Source organism: Burkholderia sp. B21-005 (assembly GCF_020843965.1).
Classification (GTDB): Bacteria; Pseudomonadota; Gammaproteobacteria; order Burkholderiales; family Burkholderiaceae; genus Burkholderia; species Burkholderia ambifaria.
In genome coordinates this window covers 2,582,655-2,602,206 of record NZ_CP086302.1, presented here as the reverse complement: position 1 = coordinate 2,602,206, position 19,552 = coordinate 2,582,655, and the positions used below count along the sequence as shown (strand labels likewise).

The 19,552-nt window shown below is 68.6% G+C and carries 17 protein-coding genes; 8 read left to right on the top strand and 9 right to left on the bottom strand.

What is annotated here, in order from left to right:
- Positions 1–17: 17 nt before the first annotated feature.
- On the bottom strand, positions 18–605 hold the full coding sequence (locus LMA02_RS28190) for a thioredoxin family protein (RefSeq protein ID WP_006750895.1): 588 nt from the start codon (positions 603–605) through the stop codon (positions 18–20).
- 228 nt (positions 606–833) lie between these two features.
- Here LMA02_RS28190 and LMA02_RS28185 point away from each other — a divergent pair, with 228 nt between their 5' ends.
- Positions 834–1,574: a response regulator gene (locus LMA02_RS28185; RefSeq protein ID WP_006750896.1), complete on the top strand. Its 741-nt coding sequence runs from the start codon at positions 834–836 to the stop codon at positions 1,572–1,574.
- The gene (locus LMA02_RS28180; RefSeq protein ID WP_228908401.1) at positions 1,571–2,893 is read left to right on the top strand and encodes an ATP-binding protein; all 1,323 of its coding nucleotides are present in this window, start codon (positions 1,571–1,573) and stop codon (positions 2,891–2,893) included. The genes LMA02_RS28185 and LMA02_RS28180 overlap by 4 nt, the downstream gene beginning before the upstream one ends.
- 34 nt (positions 2,894–2,927) lie before the next feature.
- On the opposite strand, the gene LMA02_RS28175 is transcribed toward LMA02_RS28180, so the two are convergent.
- Together LMA02_RS28175 and LMA02_RS28170 are read right to left on the bottom strand one after the other, a co-directional pair.
- The gene (locus LMA02_RS28175; protein WP_228908400.1) at positions 2,928–3,662 is read right to left on the bottom strand and encodes a metallophosphoesterase family protein; all 735 of its coding nucleotides are present in this window, start codon (positions 3,660–3,662) and stop codon (positions 2,928–2,930) included.
- 116 nt (positions 3,663–3,778) lie between these two features.
- Positions 3,779–4,315, bottom strand: coding sequence for a GNAT family N-acetyltransferase (locus LMA02_RS28170; protein ID WP_228908399.1), 537 nt, complete (start codon positions 4,313–4,315; stop codon positions 3,779–3,781).
- Positions 4,316–4,752: 437 nt separating this feature from the next.
- Here LMA02_RS28170 and LMA02_RS28165 point away from each other — a divergent pair, with 437 nt between their 5' ends.
- Positions 4,753–5,946 (top strand): porin, encoded by a 1,194-nt coding sequence (locus LMA02_RS28165; RefSeq protein WP_228908398.1) that lies wholly within the window; start codon positions 4,753–4,755, stop codon positions 5,944–5,946.
- 560 nt (positions 5,947–6,506) lie between these two features.
- Positions 6,507–8,429, top strand: coding sequence for an SMP-30/gluconolactonase/LRE family protein (locus tag LMA02_RS28160; protein ID WP_228908397.1), 1,923 nt, complete (start codon positions 6,507–6,509; stop codon positions 8,427–8,429).
- Between the two features lie 25 nt (positions 8,430–8,454).
- On the opposite strand, the gene LMA02_RS28155 is transcribed toward LMA02_RS28160, so the two are convergent.
- The 6 genes from LMA02_RS28155 to LMA02_RS28130 form a co-directional block, all read right to left on the bottom strand.
- A complete protein-coding gene (locus tag LMA02_RS28155) occupies positions 8,455–9,390 on the bottom strand; it encodes a c-type cytochrome (protein WP_228908396.1) in 936 nt (311 codons plus the stop codon).
- Positions 9,387–10,073, bottom strand: coding sequence for a c-type cytochrome (locus LMA02_RS28150; RefSeq protein WP_228908395.1), 687 nt, complete (start codon positions 10,071–10,073; stop codon positions 9,387–9,389). The genes LMA02_RS28155 and LMA02_RS28150 overlap by 4 nt, the downstream gene beginning before the upstream one ends.
- Positions 10,074–10,119: 46 nt before the next feature.
- Positions 10,120–11,193, bottom strand: a complete 1,074-nt coding sequence (locus tag LMA02_RS28145; RefSeq protein ID WP_228908394.1) for a molybdate ABC transporter substrate-binding protein — start codon at positions 11,191–11,193, stop codon at positions 10,120–10,122.
- Between the two features lie 8 nt (positions 11,194–11,201).
- Positions 11,202–11,993 carry a transcriptional initiation protein Tat gene (locus tag LMA02_RS28140; RefSeq protein WP_228908393.1) on the bottom strand — a complete coding sequence of 264 codons (792 nt, stop codon included), beginning with the start codon at positions 11,991–11,993 and terminating at the stop codon, positions 11,202–11,204.
- Between the two features lie 215 nt (positions 11,994–12,208).
- Positions 12,209–13,501, bottom strand: coding sequence for an MFS transporter (locus LMA02_RS28135; RefSeq protein WP_228908392.1), 1,293 nt, complete (start codon positions 13,499–13,501; stop codon positions 12,209–12,211).
- Positions 13,502–13,632: 131 nt separating this feature from the next.
- On the bottom strand, positions 13,633–15,096 hold the full coding sequence (locus LMA02_RS28130) for a mannitol dehydrogenase family protein (protein WP_228908391.1): 1,464 nt from the start codon (positions 15,094–15,096) through the stop codon (positions 13,633–13,635).
- Positions 15,097–15,253: 157 nt separating this feature from the next.
- Between LMA02_RS28130 and LMA02_RS28125 the strand changes: the two genes are divergently transcribed.
- The 4 genes from LMA02_RS28125 to yiaK all read left to right on the top strand — a co-directional run bounded on the left by LMA02_RS28125 (position 15,254) and on the right by yiaK (position 19,496).
- A complete protein-coding gene (locus LMA02_RS28125) occupies positions 15,254–15,985 on the top strand; it encodes a GntR family transcriptional regulator (protein WP_228908390.1) in 732 nt (243 codons plus the stop codon).
- A gap of 28 nt (positions 15,986–16,013) precedes the next feature.
- Complete coding sequence (manD, locus tag LMA02_RS28120; RefSeq protein ID WP_228908389.1) at positions 16,014–17,222, top strand: D-mannonate dehydratase ManD; 1,209 nt, start codon at positions 16,014–16,016, stop codon at positions 17,220–17,222.
- A gap of 29 nt (positions 17,223–17,251) precedes the next feature.
- Positions 17,252–18,283 carry a Zn-dependent oxidoreductase gene (locus LMA02_RS28115; protein ID WP_228908388.1) on the top strand — a complete coding sequence of 344 codons (1,032 nt, stop codon included), beginning with the start codon at positions 17,252–17,254 and terminating at the stop codon, positions 18,281–18,283.
- A gap of 178 nt (positions 18,284–18,461) precedes the next feature.
- Positions 18,462–19,496, top strand: coding sequence for a 3-dehydro-L-gulonate 2-dehydrogenase (gene yiaK, locus LMA02_RS28110; RefSeq protein WP_228908387.1), 1,035 nt, complete (start codon positions 18,462–18,464; stop codon positions 19,494–19,496).
- Positions 19,497–19,552: the final 56 nt, after the last annotated feature.

Here is a 19,552-nt window from a genome sequence, read left to right as displayed (position 1 = left end):
CCCTCGGGCGGCGCTCGCTACTGCGTACGCGTCGCGCCCTTCGTGCCTTCGCCAGCATGCGCCTGCGCCAGCGCCTCGCGAATCGCTGCCTCCGTCTTGTCGTACCCGCCCTCGCCATAGCGCGTATAGACGATCTTCCCGTTCGCGTCGATCAGATACAGCGCGGGCCAGTACTGGTTGCCGTACGCGCGCCACGTGTCGTAGCGGTTGTCCTGCGCGACCGGATACTGGATGTCGAAGCGCTTGAGCGCATCGGCGACGTTCTTCGGATCGCGTTCGAACGGGTACTCGGGCGTATGCACGCCGACCACGACCAGCCCCTGGTCGCGATACTTCCGGTACCAGTCGTTCACGTACGGAATCGTATGAATGCAGTTGATGCACGAGTAGGTCCAGAAATCGACCAGCACGACCTTGCCGCGCAGCTGCGCGAGCTTGAGCGGCGCGCTGTTCTGCCAGCGCTCGATGCCGGTGAAGTCGGGCGCCGGCGTGCCGGCGAGCGAGGCCGTCATGCCCGCGTCGTCGCGGGTGCCGGCGAACGCGGCGAGCCCGGCCGTGGCGGCGAGCGCGATCACTAGGGCGGCAGTCTTGAGTCTGGGCAGCATGGCGGTTCTCCGGTTCGGCCGGCCGCCGCGCGATCGCGTCGGCCGGACTGGTTTCGACAGCCCTCATTGGGCCGCGCCGACGTATCTGCGATGTGTCCGGCGAGCCGCGTGCGTGCAATGTTGTGTGTCGTCGCGGCGGCGCGATACATTGGGATACAAATGCGTGCCCGCGGTGCGGTATAAAGGCGGACATCGCCAGCCGCAACCTCACGACCCCGACCCCCACTCATGGACAAGATCGACCACGTACTGATCGTCGACGACGATCGCGCGATCCGCGAACTCATCGCGGACTACCTGGAGAAGAACGGCATGCGCGTGTCGCTCGCCGCGAACGGCCGCGAGATGCGCAACGTGCTCGAGGACGGCGCGCCCGACCTGATCGTGCTCGATCTGATGCTGCCCGGCGAGGACGGCCTCACGCTGTGCCGCGATCTGCGCGCCGGCAAGTTCCGGACGGTGCCGGTGCTGATGCTGACCGCGCGCGGCGAGGAAACCGACCGCATCATCGGCCTCGAGATGGGCGCCGACGACTATCTCGCGAAGCCGTTCGCGGTGCGCGAGCTGCTGGCGCGGATCCGCTCGGTGCTGCGCCGCGCGCGCATGCTGCCGCCCGGCATGCAGGTGACGGAGACGGCCGAGATGCTCGCGTTCGGCGAATGGCGGCTCGACACGACGGGACGTCACCTGCTCGACGCCGAAGGCACGCTGGTCGCGCTGAGCGGCGCCGAATACCGGCTGCTGCGCGTGTTCCTCGACAATCCGCAGCGCGTGCTGACGCGCGACCAGTTGCTCAACCTCACGCAGGGCCGCCAGTCCGATCCGTTCGACCGGTCGATCGACCTGCTCGTGAGCCGGCTGCGCCAGCGGCTGCGCGACGGCGCGCGCGAGCCGCGCTACATCAAGACGCTGCGCAACGAGGGCTACGTGTTCTCGTCGGCGGTGACCACGGTCGAAGGCGACGCATGAGCGCGCGCACCCTGTGGCACTGGCCGCGCTCGCTGTTCGCGCGGCTCGCGCTGATCCTGTGCGTGGGCCTCGCGCTCGCGCAGACGCTGTCGTTCTGGCTCACGGTGATGGAGCGCGACCAAGCGACCACCAACCTGATGATGGGCTACATCGAGCGCGAGGTCGCGAGTTCGGTCGCGCTGCTCGACCACCTGCCGCCCGGCGAGCGCGCCGCATGGCTGCCGCGTCTCGCGCGGCGCAGCTACGTGTTCATCCTCGGGCCCGGCGAGACGGGCACGCCGTCCGAGGCGCGGCTGTCGGCGCGCGTCGAGCGGTCGATCTCGGACGGCATCGGCGGCGACTACCCGCTGACCGCGAACGCGATCCCGGGCGATCGCGAGCATCTGCAGGTGCATCTGCGCCTGACCGACGGCTCGCCGCTGACGATCGACATCCACCCGATGTCGACGGTGCCGCTGTCGGGCTGGCTGCCGGTGGTGCTCGCGCTGCAGCTCGCGGTGCTGGCCGCGTGCTGCTGGCTCGCGGTGCGGCTCGCGACGCGGCCGCTGAACCAGCTCGCGCGGGCGGCCGACGCGCTCGGCCCCGACCTGAAGGGCGAACGCCTGAACGAGGGCGGGCCGTCCGAAGTCGCGCGTGCCGCGCGGGCGTTCAACGCGATGCAGGACCGCATCGCGCAGTACATGGCCGAACGCATGCAGATCCTCGCGTCGATCTCGCACGACCTGCAGACGCCGATCACGCGCATGCGATTGCGCGTCGACGTGATGGACGACGACGCGCAGGGCGCGAAGCTGCGCCAGGACCTGATCGAGATGGAGCATCTGGTGAAGGAGGGCGTCGCCTATGCGCGCACGCTGCACGGCACGGACGAGGCCGCGCGCCGCATCGATCTCGATGCGCTGCTCGACAGCATCGTGTGCGATTACACGGATGCGGGGCAGGACGTCGCGCTGCACAGCGGCGGCCCGCTCGCGCTCGTCACGCGGCCGAAGGCGCTGCGCCGGATCGTCGGCAACCTCGTCGACAACGCGCTGAAGTTTGCGGGCGCGGCCGAGATCGACGTGCAGGCGGCGTCGGGCGGCGGCGCGGTCATTGCGGTGCGCGATCGCGGGCCCGGTATTCCGGACGATCAGCTCGACGCGGTGTTCGAACCGTTCCGGCGCGTGGAGACGTCGCGCAATCGCGAGACGGGCGGCACGGGGCTCGGTCTCGCGATCGCGCGGCAGCTTGCGCTCGCGATGGGCGGCACGCTCACGTTGCGCAACCGGACGGATGGCGGCGGGCTCGAAGCGCGGCTGACGCTGGCGAATGCTGCGTGATGCGTGATGCGACGGCAGGATCGCGCGGGATCCGTCAGCACCGGCCGGTGCGCAGCGCGACGGTCCAGTCGTCGCGGCCGCGCGCTGCCGCGGTGTCGGCGGCCGTGTGCCAGTCGTATTCGACTGCGTGGAATTCGGCGTGCCAGCCGGCCGGCGTGCGCGACACCATCGCGTAGCGCGCATGCGGCGAGCCCGTTTCGATCCGGTGCGGATGCGGTTGATCGTCCGTGTACGCCTGCAGCCCGACGCTGCCCGGATTGACGATCAGCCGGCCGTCGTCGAGCTTCGCGATGCGGGGGACATGCGTGTGGCCGCACAGGATCAGCGACGCCGGCGCGTTACCCGCACGCTGCGCGATTTCATCGGGCGTCGCCGCGCGGCAGCCGTCGGGCGTCACCGTTTCGAGGAAATAGACGAGGTCGCTGGCGGGCGTGCCGTGCACCATCAGCACGTCGTCGTCGAGCGTCAGGCGTTCGGGCAAGGCGGCGATCCACGCGCGATGGTCGTCGCGCAACGTGTCGTGCGCCCAGCGATCGGAGAGCCGCATCGTTTCGCGATCGCCGCTCAGCAGTTGCCGTTCGTGATTGCCCTTGATGGTCGGCAGGTCGAGCGCGATCAGGCGATCGGCCGTCTCGGCCGGATGGAGCGCGCCCGACACGATGTCGCCGAGGTTGACGATCAGGTCGGCGCCGCGGCGGCGCACGTCGTCGAGCACCGCGTCGAGCGCGGCGAGGTTGCCGTGGATGTCGGACAGCGCGGCGATTTTCATGGCGAGGAAGTCGAGGCGGGGAGCGGCGATTGTCGCCAATTCGGCGTGGCGCGTCCAATCGCGCCGACGGCGAGTGGACCCGCGCGTCGAGCGTCGGCCATCGGTCGGCCGGCGCTTCAGTCGGTCGCGATGCGCGCGTACATCGCGAAATCGCCCGGCACGCCGCGCACCATCCGGTAGGCGCGCAGCAATCCCTCGTACCGGTAGCCGCATTTCTGCAGCACACGCTTGGAGCCGGCGTTGCTGGTCAGCACGACGGCCTGAATGCGCATGAAGCCGCCTTCGGTGAATGCCCACGCGGTGACGCTCGCGCACACCGCGCTCGCGATGCCGCGCCCCCAGTGCGACGGCGCGAGGTCGTACGCGATCTCGGCCGAGCGGTTCGCGGTGGACACCGTATGCAGCCCGATCGTCCCGGCGAGCGCAGCCGCTGCATCATCGACGATCGCGAGCCGGCGGATCGAATCCGGTTGGGCCGAATCGATGCCGTCGAACAGCGGCAGCAGGTCGTCGCGCGAATGCAGGTTCCAGCTGGTGTGGCGGACGACGTCGGGGTTCGACAGGTACGCGTACCACGCGTCGAGATCCGTGCGGTCGAGTTGCCGGAGCGACAGGCCGGGGACGCCGGCGCGGGGCGGCGCGGCGATTCTCATCGCGCGCTCGTCGCGAACGATGCGATGCGCGTGCCGACGCCCCTACGCAGCATGACGCCGATACAGCGCGAGCAGCACGGGCTGCGGCGGCGGCGAAGATCAGCGGGGGTGGTTTCAGGCATGACGGAGACTCCCGATGGCAGATGCGCGCTCGATTATCGGGCGCGCGGCTCCACGCCGTACAGCGACGTTCATCGCGCGACAAATTATCTCGAAATCGGCAAGAAGCTGTTTTCATTATTGCGCTATCGAACGGAACCGGTTCCATCTACCATGGCGGCCTCGGCGGGCATGCTCGCCGCGACGTGCCGCGCGCGTATCGCACGCGCGCGTTCCCGCGTGCGACCGCCGTCGGCCTCGCATGCAGGCGTATCTCGCCGGCCGCACGCGTTACTCGCATAGAACAACGGGCTGACCGCCCGGAGACGCTAAAAACCATGAACAAGCAACTGATCGCAGCACCGCTGCTGCTCTCGCTCGCGGGCATCGCATCCGCGCAAAGCTCCGTCACGCTGTACGGCATCGTCGACGCGGGCGTGACCTATCGCAGCAACGAACGGGTCGGCTCGCCGGGCGCCTACACCGGGCATTCGGAGGTCGGCCTGACCACCGGCAACCTGTCGGGCAGCCGCTGGGGCATCAAGGGTTCCGAGGATCTCGGCGGCGGGATGCGCGCGCTGTTCGTGCTCGAGAGCGGCTTCGACATCACCAACGGCACGTCGGGCCAGGGTGGCCGCCAGTTCGGCCGGCAGGCGTTCGTCGGCGTTGGCAGCAACCGCTACGGCACGGTCACGCTCGGCCGCCAGTACACGTCGCTCAACGACTTCGTGAGCCCGGTCGGCCCGTCGTCGTTCATCGGCGGGTTCGGCGCGCACCCGGGCGACATCGACGACCTCGACCAGACCGCACGCGTCGACAGCTCGATCAAGTACACGAGCGCGAACTACGCGGGCTTCACGTTCGGCGCGCTGTACGGCTTCGGCAGCCAGCCGGGCAGCATGAAGCAGCGCAACACGTGGAGCGTCGGCGCGGCATACGCGGCGGGGCCGCTGCGCGTGGGCGTCGGCTACGAGCGCTCGGACAACAGCAAGACGGGCGCGACCGATCCGACGGCCGGCAAATGGCAGAGCACCGACGACGGGCTGTTCAACTCGTCGATCAACGAAGGCTATGCGAGCGCGCAGTCGCAGCAGGTCATCGCGACCGGCGCGACGTACGACTTCGGCCCGGCCGTCGTCGGCGTGAACTACAGCAACGTGCAGTACCGCAGCGGCGCGCAGTCGCTGTTCAACGGTCATGCGACGTTCAACGTCGCGGGCGTGTTCACGCGCTGGAACGTGCAGCCGCAGACCCAGCTGTTCGCCGGCTACAGCTACACGCGCGGCAGCGACGTCGACGGCATCGACAACCGCGCGCAGTATCACAACGTCACGCTCGGCGCGGTCTACGACCTGTCGAAGCGCACCAGCGTGTACCTGCTCGGCGCCTACCAGCGTGCGTCCGGCACGACGCTCGACGCACTCGGTCGGCCGGTGGCCGCGACCGCGTCGGTGTCGGACAAGGCGAACGGCCACTCGTCCGATTCGCGGTCGCAGGCGATCGTCAGCCTCGGCCTGCGCCAGAAGTTCTGACGCCACGCGCGCGACCGGCGGCCCGCGCGCGCTGCGGGCCGCCGGTCGCACGCCGGGCCGGCGTACGGCCTTCTCCATTCTCCATTCAACACGGCCCGCATCACGCTTCGCCGCACGTGCGGCGCACCTTCGTTTATCCCTCCGTCTTCATCGGCAACCGCATTCCGCCGCGCCCCGCCTTATTTCACTTCTTCACGATTTTCCCGGCAATGCAACATGCTGCGGATAATATTTTTTCTCTTTCATTTTAATTTCGATTTGTAATCATCGAGTCGATTTGCCGGCAATGGAAATTCAATGTGCGTGTATCAGAAAAAATGACGCATTTGCATTAGGAAATTCGGAACAAAGTGCCGGTAACGATGAATCGCCACAGCGCTGTCCGGCGGGAGCCCAGGCGCTGGTCCCGGGATGCTCCGGCGTCGGCCAACCACTGTCACGCGGTAAAAGAACGTAATGAGTCATTCGTGGTGGAAATGAACGGGTTTTTGCAGAAATCACCAATATTTCATACGCGTCGAACTAGAGTATCGACAGGCGATCGTCCGGGAGCATCATTCATGTTATCGAAACAAATTCGCGCGGCATTGCTTGGATTGTGCATGGCAATGCTGGCGCCGGTCAGTCACGCACAAGCGCAATACACGACGGACTGGCTCGCGAACACGTTCGGCACGCTGGCCGCGCACGTCGGCAACGGCGCGCGCTCGCTGTGGGTCGCGCCCGAAGGCGTGATCTATACGGCGTCGCGCTGGGACGAGAATGCCGGCGGCGTCGCGATCTACCAGAACGGGCAGACGCTCGGCACGATCGGCATCCACGACGAATTCCAGGGCGGCGCGATCACCGGCAACGCGAACTCGCTGTTCGTCGCGCTCGGCTACAACCGCACCTTCGGCAGCGGCTCGGTCGGCCGCTACAACCGCAGCACGAACCAGCGCGACCTGCGCATCCCGGTCAGCACGTGGACGGGCATCCAGTACGCGGACGTGATCACCGGCCTCGCGACGACCGGCAACCTGCTGTACGTGAGCGACTTCTACGGCAACCGCGTGCGTGTGTATACGACGGACGGCGTGTGGCAGCGCGACATCGGCGTCTCGGGGCCCGGCGCGCTGGCGCTCGACGCCGGCGGCAACCTGTGGGTCGCACGCAAGAGCGCGGGCATCGTCGCGCAGTTCAGCCCGACCGGCACGGCGATGAACACGATCCAGATAGCGGCCCGCGCGCGGCCGGCGTCGCTGTATTTCGACGCGCCGAGCGGGCAGATGCTGGTGGGCGACGAAGGCCCCGACATGAACATCAAGATCTACACGCTCGCCGGCCAGCCCGTGCAGGTCGGCACGTTCGGCGTGCAGGGCGGCTATCTCGACACGACGTCGGGCATCAAGGGGCAAGTCGGCGACAAGCGCTTCACGCGCGTCGCGGGCATCGGCAAGGACGCGGCCGGCAACCTGTACGTGCTGAACAACGCGTGGGGCGGCGGCTGGGATCTCGGGCGCAACGGCAGCACCGACCTCCATTCGTACGGCCCGACGGGCGTGCTGCAATGGAAGCTGCAGGCGCTGAACTTCGAGGGCGCTGCCGCGCCCGACCCGGCGACCGACGGCGCGTTCTTCTACAGCGGCAACAACGTCTATACCGGTACGGCGGGCGGCACGTTCGTCGCGAACACGATCGATCCGTTCACCTATCCGAAGGACCCGCGCCTCGACATGAAGGACTACCAGCGCGGCCAGCATTTCGGGCAGCTCGCGCTGGTGAACGGCACGCGGATGCTCGTCGCGACCGGGCAGAACCCGGGCAACTACAACCTCTATCACTTCAACAACGCGAGCGGCTATATCGCGATTCCGGACGGCTCGATCCCCGGCAAGCCGTTCAACACGACCCTGCAGGTGACGGCCGGTTTCGCGCTCGACGACAACGGCGACGTATGGGCCGGGCTCGATCGCACCAACAACATCTCGCACTATCCGATGAAGGGCTTCGATGCGACCGGCAAGCCGACATGGGGCACGCCGGAGCAGATCCAGATTCCGCGCACGGTGCTGCCGCTCACGCGGATCATCTACCAGGCCGACAGCGACACGATGATCCTCGCGCAGGGCATCTCGGGCAGCTGGGACTGGACCGCGATGAACGGGCACATCGAGGTCTATCGCGGCTGGAAGGCCGGCAACACGAGCACGCCGAACGTGGCGATCGACCTGACGAGCGCGAACCCGAAATCGATGGCGGCGGCCGGCCACTACCTGTTCGTCGGCTACGTGCACACGGTGCCGAACGTCGACGTGTTCGACCTGAACACCGGCAGCCTCGTCACCACGCTGACGAACTCGAACACGTCCGCGATGGACGTCGGCAACGACGTCGACTCGATGTACGGCATCCGCGCGTACCGGCGCTCGACCGGCGAATACGTGATCACGAAGGACAACTACAACGGGTCGAGCCTCGTCGTGTATCGCTGGCATCCGTGATCGCGCAGGCCGCGGCGGGCGGACCTCACGGCGCACCGAGCACGTGGCCGTTCACCTCGCGCCCGTACATCGAGTCGGGCGTGTCGTGGAATTTCGCGCGCGTGTCCTGCACCGAGCCGGTGAAGCGCGGGTCCTGCGGACGCTCGTGGCTGTCCATGAAGGTCGCGACGTCCCACGCTTGCTGATCGGTCAGCGTGCCGCCGAGCCCGAGCGGCATATTGGCCTTCACGAAGCCGGCCGCGTTGCGGATGTCGCCCATCCCCGCCCCCCAGTTGAACGAGCGTGCGCCCCACAGCGCCGGAAAGACCGGCTTGTCGCCGCTCGACCGTCCTTGGCCGTCCGCGCCGTGACACAGCGCGCAGTGCTGCGTGTAGACGGCGGCGCCGCGCGCGTAGTCGGCCTTTTGCGCGGGCGGCGGCAGTTTCGGAAAACCCTGGCCGGGCAGCCGGGTGCCGACCGGCGCGCCCTTCGCGAGCCAGTACGAATAGGTTTCGAGCGCAACGAGGATCGGGTCGCCAGCCGGCGGCGCCTTGCCGTTCATGCTGTAGCGAAAGCATCCCTGCAGGCGTTCGGCGAACGTGTTCACGTGGCCGTTCTTGCTGCGGTAGGCCGGGTACAGCAGGTACGCGGCCCACATCGGGCCCGCATCGGGCCGGCGGCCCGCGTCGAGGTGGCAGCTCGCGCAGGTCAGCTTGTTGCCGACGTACTTGCCCGCGTACTCGGGCGTGTGCAGGAAGATCTGCTCGCCGAGTTTCACGGTCTTGCCGAAGTCGTCGGCAGGGATCGCGGATTCGGGCGGTGGCGTGAACGGCTTCGCCGCGGCGGGAAGCGGCGCCACCGCGGTGGCGGAAGCGGCGGCCGGTGCGTCCTGCGGCGCGGCCGCGCAGGCTAGCGCGGGCAGCCAGGCCGCGCCGAGCAGCGCGGCGCGCGCGCCGCGGATCAACTTCGTGCGCTTGATCATTGTTTTTCTCCGTTCGCGGCGCCGCCGCGCGCATAGTAGGCGGCCACCGCGTCGATGTCGGCGTCGGACAGCTTGCCGGCGATCATCGGCATCAGCGCCATCGGGCCGGGTGCGCGCGTGCCGTGCTTCCAGCCGTTCAGCTGGCCCGCGATATACGCGGCCGGCTGGCCGGCGAGCGGCGGAAACGCGGCGCCCACGCCGAGGCCGCCCGCGCCGTGGCATTGCGCGCACGCGGGCAGGCCCTGCGACCAGCGTCCGCGCGTCGCGAGCCATGCGCCGGTGTTGGCCGGATCGATCGACGTGGCGTCGGACGTCGTGATCGCCGGCGGCGCGGGCAGGCTCTCGAAATACGCGGACACCGCATCGCGATCGTGCGGCGACAGCTGTTTCGCGAGCGGCTGCATGACCGGGTTCTGACGGCTGCCGTCCGCGAACGCGGCGAGTTGCACGGACAGGTAACCAGCGTTCGTGCCGGCAAGACGCGGGAAGCCGGCGGCCGCGTTGCCTTCACCCTGTGCACCGTGGCAGCCGACGCAGGCGGCCACGCCCGTCGTCGTGCCCTGGGTGGCGATCGTCTTGCCGAGCGCGATGTCGTCCGCGCGGGCGTGGCCGGCCAGCAGCGCGGCCGCGGCGAGCAGCAGCGGCGCGAACCGGCGTCGCGGTAGGTCGACCGAATCGTTCACGTGTCCCCTCCTTGTTGTCTGTCTTGTTGCGCGTGCGCTCGCGCGCTCAGCCCGCGTCGGGCCGGTCTTGCCGTGGCGCGAGAGGCGGCGCGAGATGCGGCGTCGGCGCCGTCGCGTCGTATTGCCCGAAGCCGTAGCGCGTGAAAATCCGGAATGCGTCCGGCGACCGGATGAACGCCAGCCATGCACGCGCGGCTTCCGGATGCGGCGCGTGCTTCACCATCGCGCCCGCATAGATCGCCGTCGTATTGTGCGCGGCCGGGATGTCGATGTGCATCAGCGGATGCCCGACCTGTTCCTGGAACGCCGCTTCCGACTGCCACAGCACGCCGGCGTCCGCGCGGCCCTGCATCAGGAACAGCGCGGTTTCCCGATGATGGATGTGCGTGAGTTCGGTCGTGCCGGCCCGCACCTTGTCGTCGTAGACGGTGCGCGCGAGCGCATCGCCGCCGGCCTTCACGAGCGACGCGCGAATCTGCCGCGCGACGCCTTCGAATGCCGGGTTCGGCATCGCGAGCTGCACGTCGGGCCGCGCGAGATCGTTCAGCGACGCGATGTGCTTCGGGTTGCCGGCGCGCACCATGATCGTCAGCTGGTTCGTCACGTACGGCACGGCCGGCCCTTCGAGCGTGCCGTCCGCGATCAGATCGTCGATCTTGCCGAGCCCCGCGAAATACGCGTCGGGCTTGACCGTCCACGTCATGTTGCCCACGGTGATCGTGCCGCCCGCGTGAATCTGCTGCACGAGCAGGCCGGGCGGGATCGTTTCCCAGTAGATGCGGCCGCGGTATTCGGGATGATCGGCCTCGAACTTCGCGACGAGCGGCGCCATCGCGAAGAAGTAATTGCCGCCGACGTACAGGACGAGCTTCGGTGCGGTGAGGTCGCCATGGAAATCGGCGAGCACGTCGACCTGCGGCACCGTGAATTCGAGGCCGCGGTTCGTCGCGTCGTTGTTGCGGCCGTCCTGCCACGGCGGAAAGACGCTGGTGGAAGGGGCGGCCGGTGCCGCGAGCGATAGCGCCGACGTGCAGCAGAGCGCAGCCAGCGCAGCCAGCGCCGCCTGCAGCGCCGTGCGCCACCCGCGTTGCAACGGAGCGCGCGTACGGATCGATGTCATGGCGCGCCTCACTTCGCGTAGGTGAAACCGGCGTGCTGCAGTTCGGGCAGCGTGCCGACCGCGCCCGGCGTGACGATCGCCGACGGAATCACATGGTTGGTCAGGTCGGCGGCGAGGGCGTCGAGCGGCAGCTTGTCCGGATTCGCGCTCGCGCGCTCGAGCCGTTCGGCGAGTTCCCAGATCGCGTTGTGGCACGACAGGAACACGACGCCGCGCTGCTCGAGCGCGGCGATGCTGTTGTCGTGCGACGAGAATGCGCCGTCGGCCAGTTCGTGGTCGTGCGCGTCTTTCGACTGCGCGGGTTTCGCGGCGAGCAGCGTGTTGGTCGCAAACGCGGCGCCCGCGAATTTCGCGAGGCCGTATTTGTCCCACGCGAGCTGGTCGAACAGCGCGAGATGCGCGGCGCCGTGCGTGGCCGACACGACGAGGAAGTCCGGATGACCGAACCCCCAGATCTGCGCGTTCAGCGCATTGCGCATCAGGTTCAGCCACGGGCCGCCGATCTCCGTGTTGTCCCACACCTGCTTCGGGCCGCCGCGATAGCCGATGACTTCCACGAGCGCCGCGTGATCCCATTGATCGGGGCGCTCGACGATCATCGGCACCGTCTTGAAGTCGCGCCGTCTCGGCGCGGCTGCGAGGCGGCGGGTGAGCTCGGCGAGATGCGTCGCACCGCTGGCCAGCAGCGCGCCGGTTTCGGGTGTGGCCGCCTGGGCGACGCGCGCTGCGCCGAGCAGCGCGGTGCCGGCCGCGAGGCCGAGTGTCTTGAGCGCGCCGCGGCGCGCATGCCGGTCGGACATCGATCTCTCCCATGTCGTTGTTGTGGGGGGCGTGATGCATCGCCGTGCTGCCGGCGATGCGGCGCCATCGCGTAGCCAGTCTAGAGGCGCGCGATCGATACCGGAAATCGCGATATCGGATGGGAGATATTCGAGGGGGCGATGATTGGCGCAAACGCCAAGGCCGCGCGGTGCCGTTCATGCGGCGCCGCGCGGCCTTCGTCAGCCGTGGAAAGTCAGTGCACGGTGCGTTCGCGCAGCACGTTCGACGGCCGCACGTTGCGCACGAACACGCCGGCCAGCACTGCGCCCGCGAGGGCGATTGCGCCGGCCAGCACGAACGCGGACGCGAACGAGCCGCTGCGCTCGACGATGAAGCCGGTCACGGCCGGCCCGATCACGCCCGACAGGCTGCCCATGCAATGCAGGAAGCCGCTGACGCCGCCGACGCGGGTCGGATGCACGACGTCCTGCACGATCGCCCAGTAGATCGCGCCCGTCACGTACAGGAAGAACAGCGACACCGACATCAGTGCGACCGCGCCCTGCGTCGACTGCACGGCGCCCGCGACGGCCACGCAAGCACCCGCGCCGAGCAGGCAGGTGACGAGCACGATCCGGCGCGACAGCAGCAGGTTGCCGGTGAGCCGGTACAGCGCATCCGAGATCGCGCCGCCGCACGCGAGGCCGACCGTGCCGACGAGCCAGGGCACGACAGTGGCGACGCTCATCTCCTTGATGTTCAGATGGTGCGCACGCACGAGGTAGCTCGGGAACCAGCTCAGGAAGAAGAACAGCACGTAGTTGTAGCTGAAGAATGCGGCGGCCGTCGCGATGATGCGCGGCTGGCGCACGTAGTGCGACAGCGTGTGCGCCGGCGTTGCGGCGGCGGCCGCAGGCGCGTGGGCGGGCGATGCCGCACGCGTTGCTGCACGCGCATCCGGCGCATCGCCGGCCGGCGCGGCCGGACGGTCCGACGTCGACGTCATCCACACGACGACCCACGCGAGACCGATCGCGCACACGATCCAGAACGCCGGCCGCCAGCCGAACTGCGCGGCCAGCAGGCCGACGATCGGCCCGGCGATCGCGCCGCCGAGCGGCGAGCCGGCGCTGAGCAGGCCCATCGCGGTCGCGGCGCCGTCGCGCGGCAGCCAGTTGTTGACCATCTTGTTCGCGGCCGAGCACAGCGGCCCTTCGGCCATGCCGAACAGCAGCCGCACGATCAGCAGGCTCACGAAGCCGACGGTGAGCGCGGTCATCCCGCAGAACACCGACCACAATCCGACCGACAGCACGTACACGAGCTTCGGCCCGAGCCGGTCGGACGCGAGCCCGCCGATGAAATTGAACAGCGCGTAGCCGATGAAGAACGTGCTGAACACGAGGCCCATCTGCGCGGCATCGATGCCGAGATCGGTCTGCACGATCGGCGCGACGATCGACAGCGCGACGCGGTCGAGATAGTTGATCCCGTATACCAGGAACAGCAGGAACACCGTGAACCACGCCTGCGACTTCTGCTTCATTGTCTGTCTCCTTCGTGCCGGTGGGCCGGCCGTCATGTCGTGTCGATCGATCGCCGCGTCGGTATCGCCATCGGCGGGCAGGGGCATTGCGCGGTTCGCTGCGGTTGCGGCGAACCGTGATGAGCGTTCGTTCAGCGCGTGTGCAACGGCGCGAGCAGCGCGTCGGTGCCGTGCGTGCGCAGCGTCGACAGATGCGCGCCGACGCGCGCGATCAATGCATCGGGCCATACGGTCGAACCGGCGAGCGCGCCGCTGCCGAGTGCGCCGCGAACCGCGCCGGTTGCATCGCCGGCCGCCGACAGCGTCGCGCCGAGCGCGGCCGCCCCCGGATCGCTGATCGCGAGCGGCCGGCCCGACTCGTCGCGCGCGGTGGCGACGTAGTGCAGCCAGAGCGCCAGCGCGCGTTCCAGGCAGGGACGCTCGACCCCGGTCGCCGCGCTTTCGCCGAGCGCCGGCAACCAGCGCAGCGGCACCTTCTGCGTGCCGTCCATCGCGATCTGTTCGGTGCGATGCGCGAGCGTCGGATTGCGGAAGCGCTGCACGAGCGTCGCGCAATAGCCGTGCGCGTCGTAACCGGACGGCACGTCGACGGTCGCGAGCAGGTCGCGCGTCATCACGCCGTCGACGAGCGCCGCGATCGCCGGATCGGCCATCGCGTCGGACACGGTCGCGCGGCCGCGCAGCTGCCCCGCATACGCGATCGCCGAATGCGAGCCGTTGAGCAACCGCAGCTTCATCGTTTCGTAGGGCCGCACGTCGCCGACGAGGTGCGCGCCGGCGTCTTCCCAGCGCGGGCGCGGGCCGGCGAAGCGATCCTCGATCACCCATTGCGAGAACGGCTCGCAGACGATCGCGGCCGCGTCGCGCGCGCCGAGATGCGCGTGCGCCCAGTCGAGCGATTCGGGCGTCGCGGCCGGCACGATCCGGTCGACCATGCTGTTCGGGAACGCGACGTCGTCGCGGATGCGCCGCGCGAGCGCGCCGTCGATGCGTTCCGCATAGTCGATCAGCAGCGCGCGCAGCGTGTCGCCGTTCGACGTCATGTTGTCGCAGCACACGACGGTCAGCGGCGCATGGGCCGGCCGCCGGCGCAGGCCGGCCGCGATCACGCCGAGCGCGGTGCGCGGCGCGTCGGGCGTCGCGAGATCCTGGCGAATCGCGGGATCGTCGGCATCGAGACCGCCGCCGGGGCGGCGGCAATAGCCCTTCTCGGTCACGGTCAGGCTGACGATCGCCACCGCCGGATCGGCGATCAGCGCCAGCAGCGCGGGCAGCGATTCGGGCGCGAACAGCGCGCCGTGCACCGCGCCGACGATGCGCGTGCGTGCCCCGTGGCCGTCGCGTTCGGTCACCGTGTACAGGTGATCCTGCGCGGCGAGCAGGTCGACGGTATGGCGCCGGCGCAGCTCGACGCCGACGATCCCCCAGCGGAGATCGCCCTGTTCGAGCACCGTTTCCGTATGAAGCGCCTGGTGCGCGCGATGGAACGCGCCGAGGCCGAGATGGACGATGCCGGTGTGGACCGCCCGCCGGTCATAACGGGGGCGGCGCGTGCCGGGCGGCGCGGTGCGCAGGAAATCGGGGGCGGATGGCATGGCGATCAGGGGTGGTGTGTACCATGGTAGATGGTCGAATGCGTGCAGGTTATTTCGAGTTTCCTCGCGAAGTTATTGGTGTAAACGCCAGATCGCCTGAATTCGACCGGTTATGTACCATGGTAGTTATCGATATCGAGTCGGATCAATCGCAACCATGAGCGAAGCGGCAGTAGTGGAAGAAGCGGACGTCGTCGTCACGGCGTTGCAGGGGTTCTCGCTGGACGAGAGCCGGTCATATACGGAGCAGGTGCACGCGCTGCTGCGCCACGCGATCGTGCGCGGCGCGTTGCCGCCGCGCACCGCGCTGTCGGAGGCGGTGATCTCCACGACGATCAAGGTCAGCCGCACGCCGGTGCGCGAAGCGTTCGCGCAGCTCGCCGACGAGCGGCTCGTGCAGATCATCCGCAAGGTCGGCACGCTGGTCGCGCCGATTCCGGTGTCGATCCTCGAGGAAGGGCGCTTCGCGCGCAGCACGCTCGAATGCGCGAACCACGTCGAGCTCGCGCAGAAGATCACGCCGGCGCAACTGGCGGAGCTGTCGCGGATCATCGACGCCCAGCGTGACGCGGTGGCCGCCGGCGATGTCGAAGCGTTCTTCGATCTCGACGAGGCAATGCACGGACGGATGTTCGCGTTCGCGGGCCGGCCGCACGTGTGGGAAATGCTGCAGCCGATGAAGCGCCAGTTCGACCGGGTGCGCTGGCTGCTGCTCGATCGCGTCGAGGATCACGCGCGCCGCGCGCTGCAGGAACACGAACAGATCCTCGCGCACATCGCGTCGCGCAACATGGCGCTGCTCGGCGCATCGGTCGCGGCGCACGTCGACCGGATCGGCTCGCACCTGCCGGAAGTGCGCAGCCGCGCGCCCCATTACTTTGTCGACTGACATCTGAATCGCCCGCTGGAGGAGCGCTGTGAAAATCGAACGCTTGCAGACCATCGTCACGTGTCCGGGCCGGAACTTCGTGACGGTGAAGATCGTGACCGACGAGGGTGTCCACGGCCTGGGCGACGCGACGCTCAACGGGCGCGAGCTCGCGGTGCGTGCGTACCTGGAAGACCACGTGTTCCCGTGCCTCGTCGGCCGCGACCCGCGCAACATCGAGGACATCTGGCAATACCTGTATCGCGGCGCGTACTGGCGGCGCGGGCCCGTGACGATGACGGCGATCGCCGCGATCGACATGGCGCTGTGGGACATCCTGGGCAAGCTCGCGGGCATGCCCGTCTACCAGTTGCTCGGCGGCAAGAGCCGCGACGGCCTGATGGTGTACGGCCACGCGAACGGGCGCGATCACGAGGAAGCGGTCGACGCGGTGCGTGCGCACATCGAGGCCGGCTATCGCGCGATCCGCGTGCAGTCGGGCGTGCCGGGGCTCGACAAGGTGTACGGCGTCGGCAAGACGGCCGGCGCGTACGAGCCGGCCGAGAAGGGTCTGCCGCCCGAGGAGCCGTGGGACACCGCGCTCTACCTGCGTCACACGCCGGAACTGTTCCGCAAGGTGCGCGACGCGGTCGGCGATGCGCCGCACCTGCTGCACGACGCGCATCACCGGCTCACGCCGATCGAGGCCGCGCGGCTCGGTCGCGACCTCGAGCCGCATCGGCTGTTCTGGCTGGAGGACGCGACGCCCGCGGAGAACCAGGACGCATTCCGCCTGATCCGCCGGCACACGACGACGCCGCTCGCGGTCGGCGAGGTGTTCAACTCGATCTGGGATTGCAAGGACCTGATCCGCGACCAACTGATCGATTACATCCGCGCGACGATCGTGCACGCGGGCGGCATCACGCACGTGCGGCGCATCGCCGATTACGCGGCGATGTACCAGGTGCGCACCGGCTTCCATGGCGCGACGGACCTGTCGCCCGTCTGCATGGCGGCGGCCGTGAACTTCGGGCTGTGGGCGCCGAACTTCGGCATCCAGGAACTGATGCCGCACAGCACGCTGACCGATGAAGTGTTTCCCCACAACTACCGCTTCGAGGACGGCTATCTCGTGATGGACGACGTGCCGGGCCTCGGCGTCGACATCGACGAGACGCTGGCCGCGAAATATCCGTACGAGCGCGCGTACCTGCCGGTCGCGCGGCTGCGCGACGGCTCGATGTGGAACTGGTGAGCGGCGAAGATCCGAAGGAGAGAACCGAAATGTTGAGCGTCGTTGTCGATCGTCCGAACAGCATGGGCGTGCGTGAAGTGCCGCTGCCCGTGCCCGCCGCCGGCGAGGTGCGCGTGAAGGTGCGCTATGCGGGCATCTGCGGATCGGACCTGCACATCTTTCACGGCAAGAATCCGTTCGTGTCGTACCCGCGCATCATCGGCCATGAATTCGTCGGCACGATCGAGTCGGTCGGCGCGGGCGTCGATGCCGCGCGGCTCGGCGAGACCGTCGCGGTCGATCCGGTGATCAGTTGCGGGCATTGCCACGCATGCATGATCGGCCGGCGCAACGTGTGCCGGCACCTGACCGTGCTCGGCGTGCATCGTGACGGCGGCTTCAGCCAGTACACGTGCGTGCCGGCCGGCAATGCGTACTGGATTCCGGACGCGATCGCCGATACCTGCGCGGCGATCGTCGAGCCGTTCGCGGTGGCCGCGAACGCGACGTCGCGCACCGGCGTGCTGCCGGGCGATGTCGCGCTGATCTACGGCGCCGGCACCGTCGGGCTGACGATCCTGCAGGTGCTCAAGCGCGTGTACGGCATTCGCGCGTTCATCACCGACCGGCTCGACGCGCGGCTGCAGCTCGCGCGCAAGTGCGGCGCGGCGGAGGACGAGATCATCAACACGAGCGTCGAGTCGCTGCCCGACGCGCTGGACAAGCGCGGCGTCGACGGCGGCCCGACGCTGATCTTCGATGCGGTCGGCCATCCGTCGATTCTCGAGGAGGCCGTGACGATCGCCGCGCCGGCTGGCCGGATCGGCGTGCTCGGATTTTCGTCGGAGCCGTCGGCGATCGTGCAGGCCGAGCTGACGAAGAAGGAGCTCACGCTCGCCGCGTCGCGGCTCAACTGCGCGATGTTCCCGCAGGTGATCGACTGGATTGCTCGCGGGTTGATCGAGCCTGAGCACATCGTCACGCACAAGGTCGGCTTTCGCGACGTCGCGCAGGCGTTCGAGATGGCCGAGCGCAATCCCGCGGAAAGCTGCAAGATCCTGCTCGATTTCGCGGGCGGCTGATAGCGCGCCTTACCGGTTCGTGTCGCCGGCCGGAGCGTGTTGCGCGTGTCGCGCCGCCCCGGCCGCCCGGTGCGATCGCTCGCCGCAGGCGAGTCGCGGCGGCGCGAATCCCGCGCGCCGTAGCGAGGGCAGCTTCGGGATCGGACACAACGATATCCAATATCAGGAGACATGCATCGTGACCCGGATTGCCTTCGAGGAAATGCAACGCGTGATCCATGCGGCGCTCGTGAATGCCGGCATGCGCGAACGCGACGCCGAAATCTGTGCGCGGGTGCATACCGAATCGACCTGTGACGGCGTCAATTCGCATGGCATCAATCGCGTCGCGCGATTCGTCGACTATGTCGACAAGGGGTGGGTGAACCTGGACGGAGCGTGCACGCCCGTCAAGCGATTCGGCGCGATCGAGGTCTGCGACGGCCAGCGTGGCCCCGGCATTCTCAATGCGCTATCCGCGACCGACCGGGCCATCGAGATGGCCGACGAGCAGGGCGTCGGCATCGTGGCGATGCGCAATGCGACCCACTGGATGCGAGGCGGCACGTATGGCTGGCACGCGGCCGAGCGTGGCTATATTGCGATCTGCTGGACCAACACCGAATCCTGCATGCCCGGCTGGGGCGGCAAGAACACGCGCGTCGGCAACAATCCGTTCGTGATGGCGGCGCCGCGCGAGCGCGGCCATATCGTGCTCGACATGGCGATGTCCCAGTACTCGTACGGCAAGCTGCAGGCCACCCGCCTCAAGGGGAAGAACATGCCGTTTCCCGCCGGCTTCGACAGCGACGGGAAGCTGACCGTCGAGCCCGGCCCGATCGAGGCGTCGATGCGCATTTTGCCGATGGGCTACTGGAAAGGCTCGGGGCTCGCGATCATGCTCGACGTGCTGGCGGCGGTGCTGTCCGAAGGGCTCGCGACGAACGGGATCGATGCGATCGAGCAGGGAAGCTGCACCGGCTGCTCGCAGGTCTTCATCGTGATCGACCCGCGCAAGCTCGGCGGCGAAGCATTCACGAACCACGTGGCCGACAGCGTGGCGGACTACGTGAACACGTCCGAGCTCGCGGAAGACAGCACGGAAGTGCTCTATCCGGGGCAGAGCGCGCTGCGCACGCGGATGGAGCAGCGGCGCAACGGCATCGCCGTAGACGACGGAATCTGGGCCGACGTGCTCACGCTCGCGCAGCGGCGGGCGTCGCCGCAGCGCTGACGCGCCGGCCGTCGCGCCGGACCGCACTGACGGAATGGCCCCATTGCTGCAAGGAC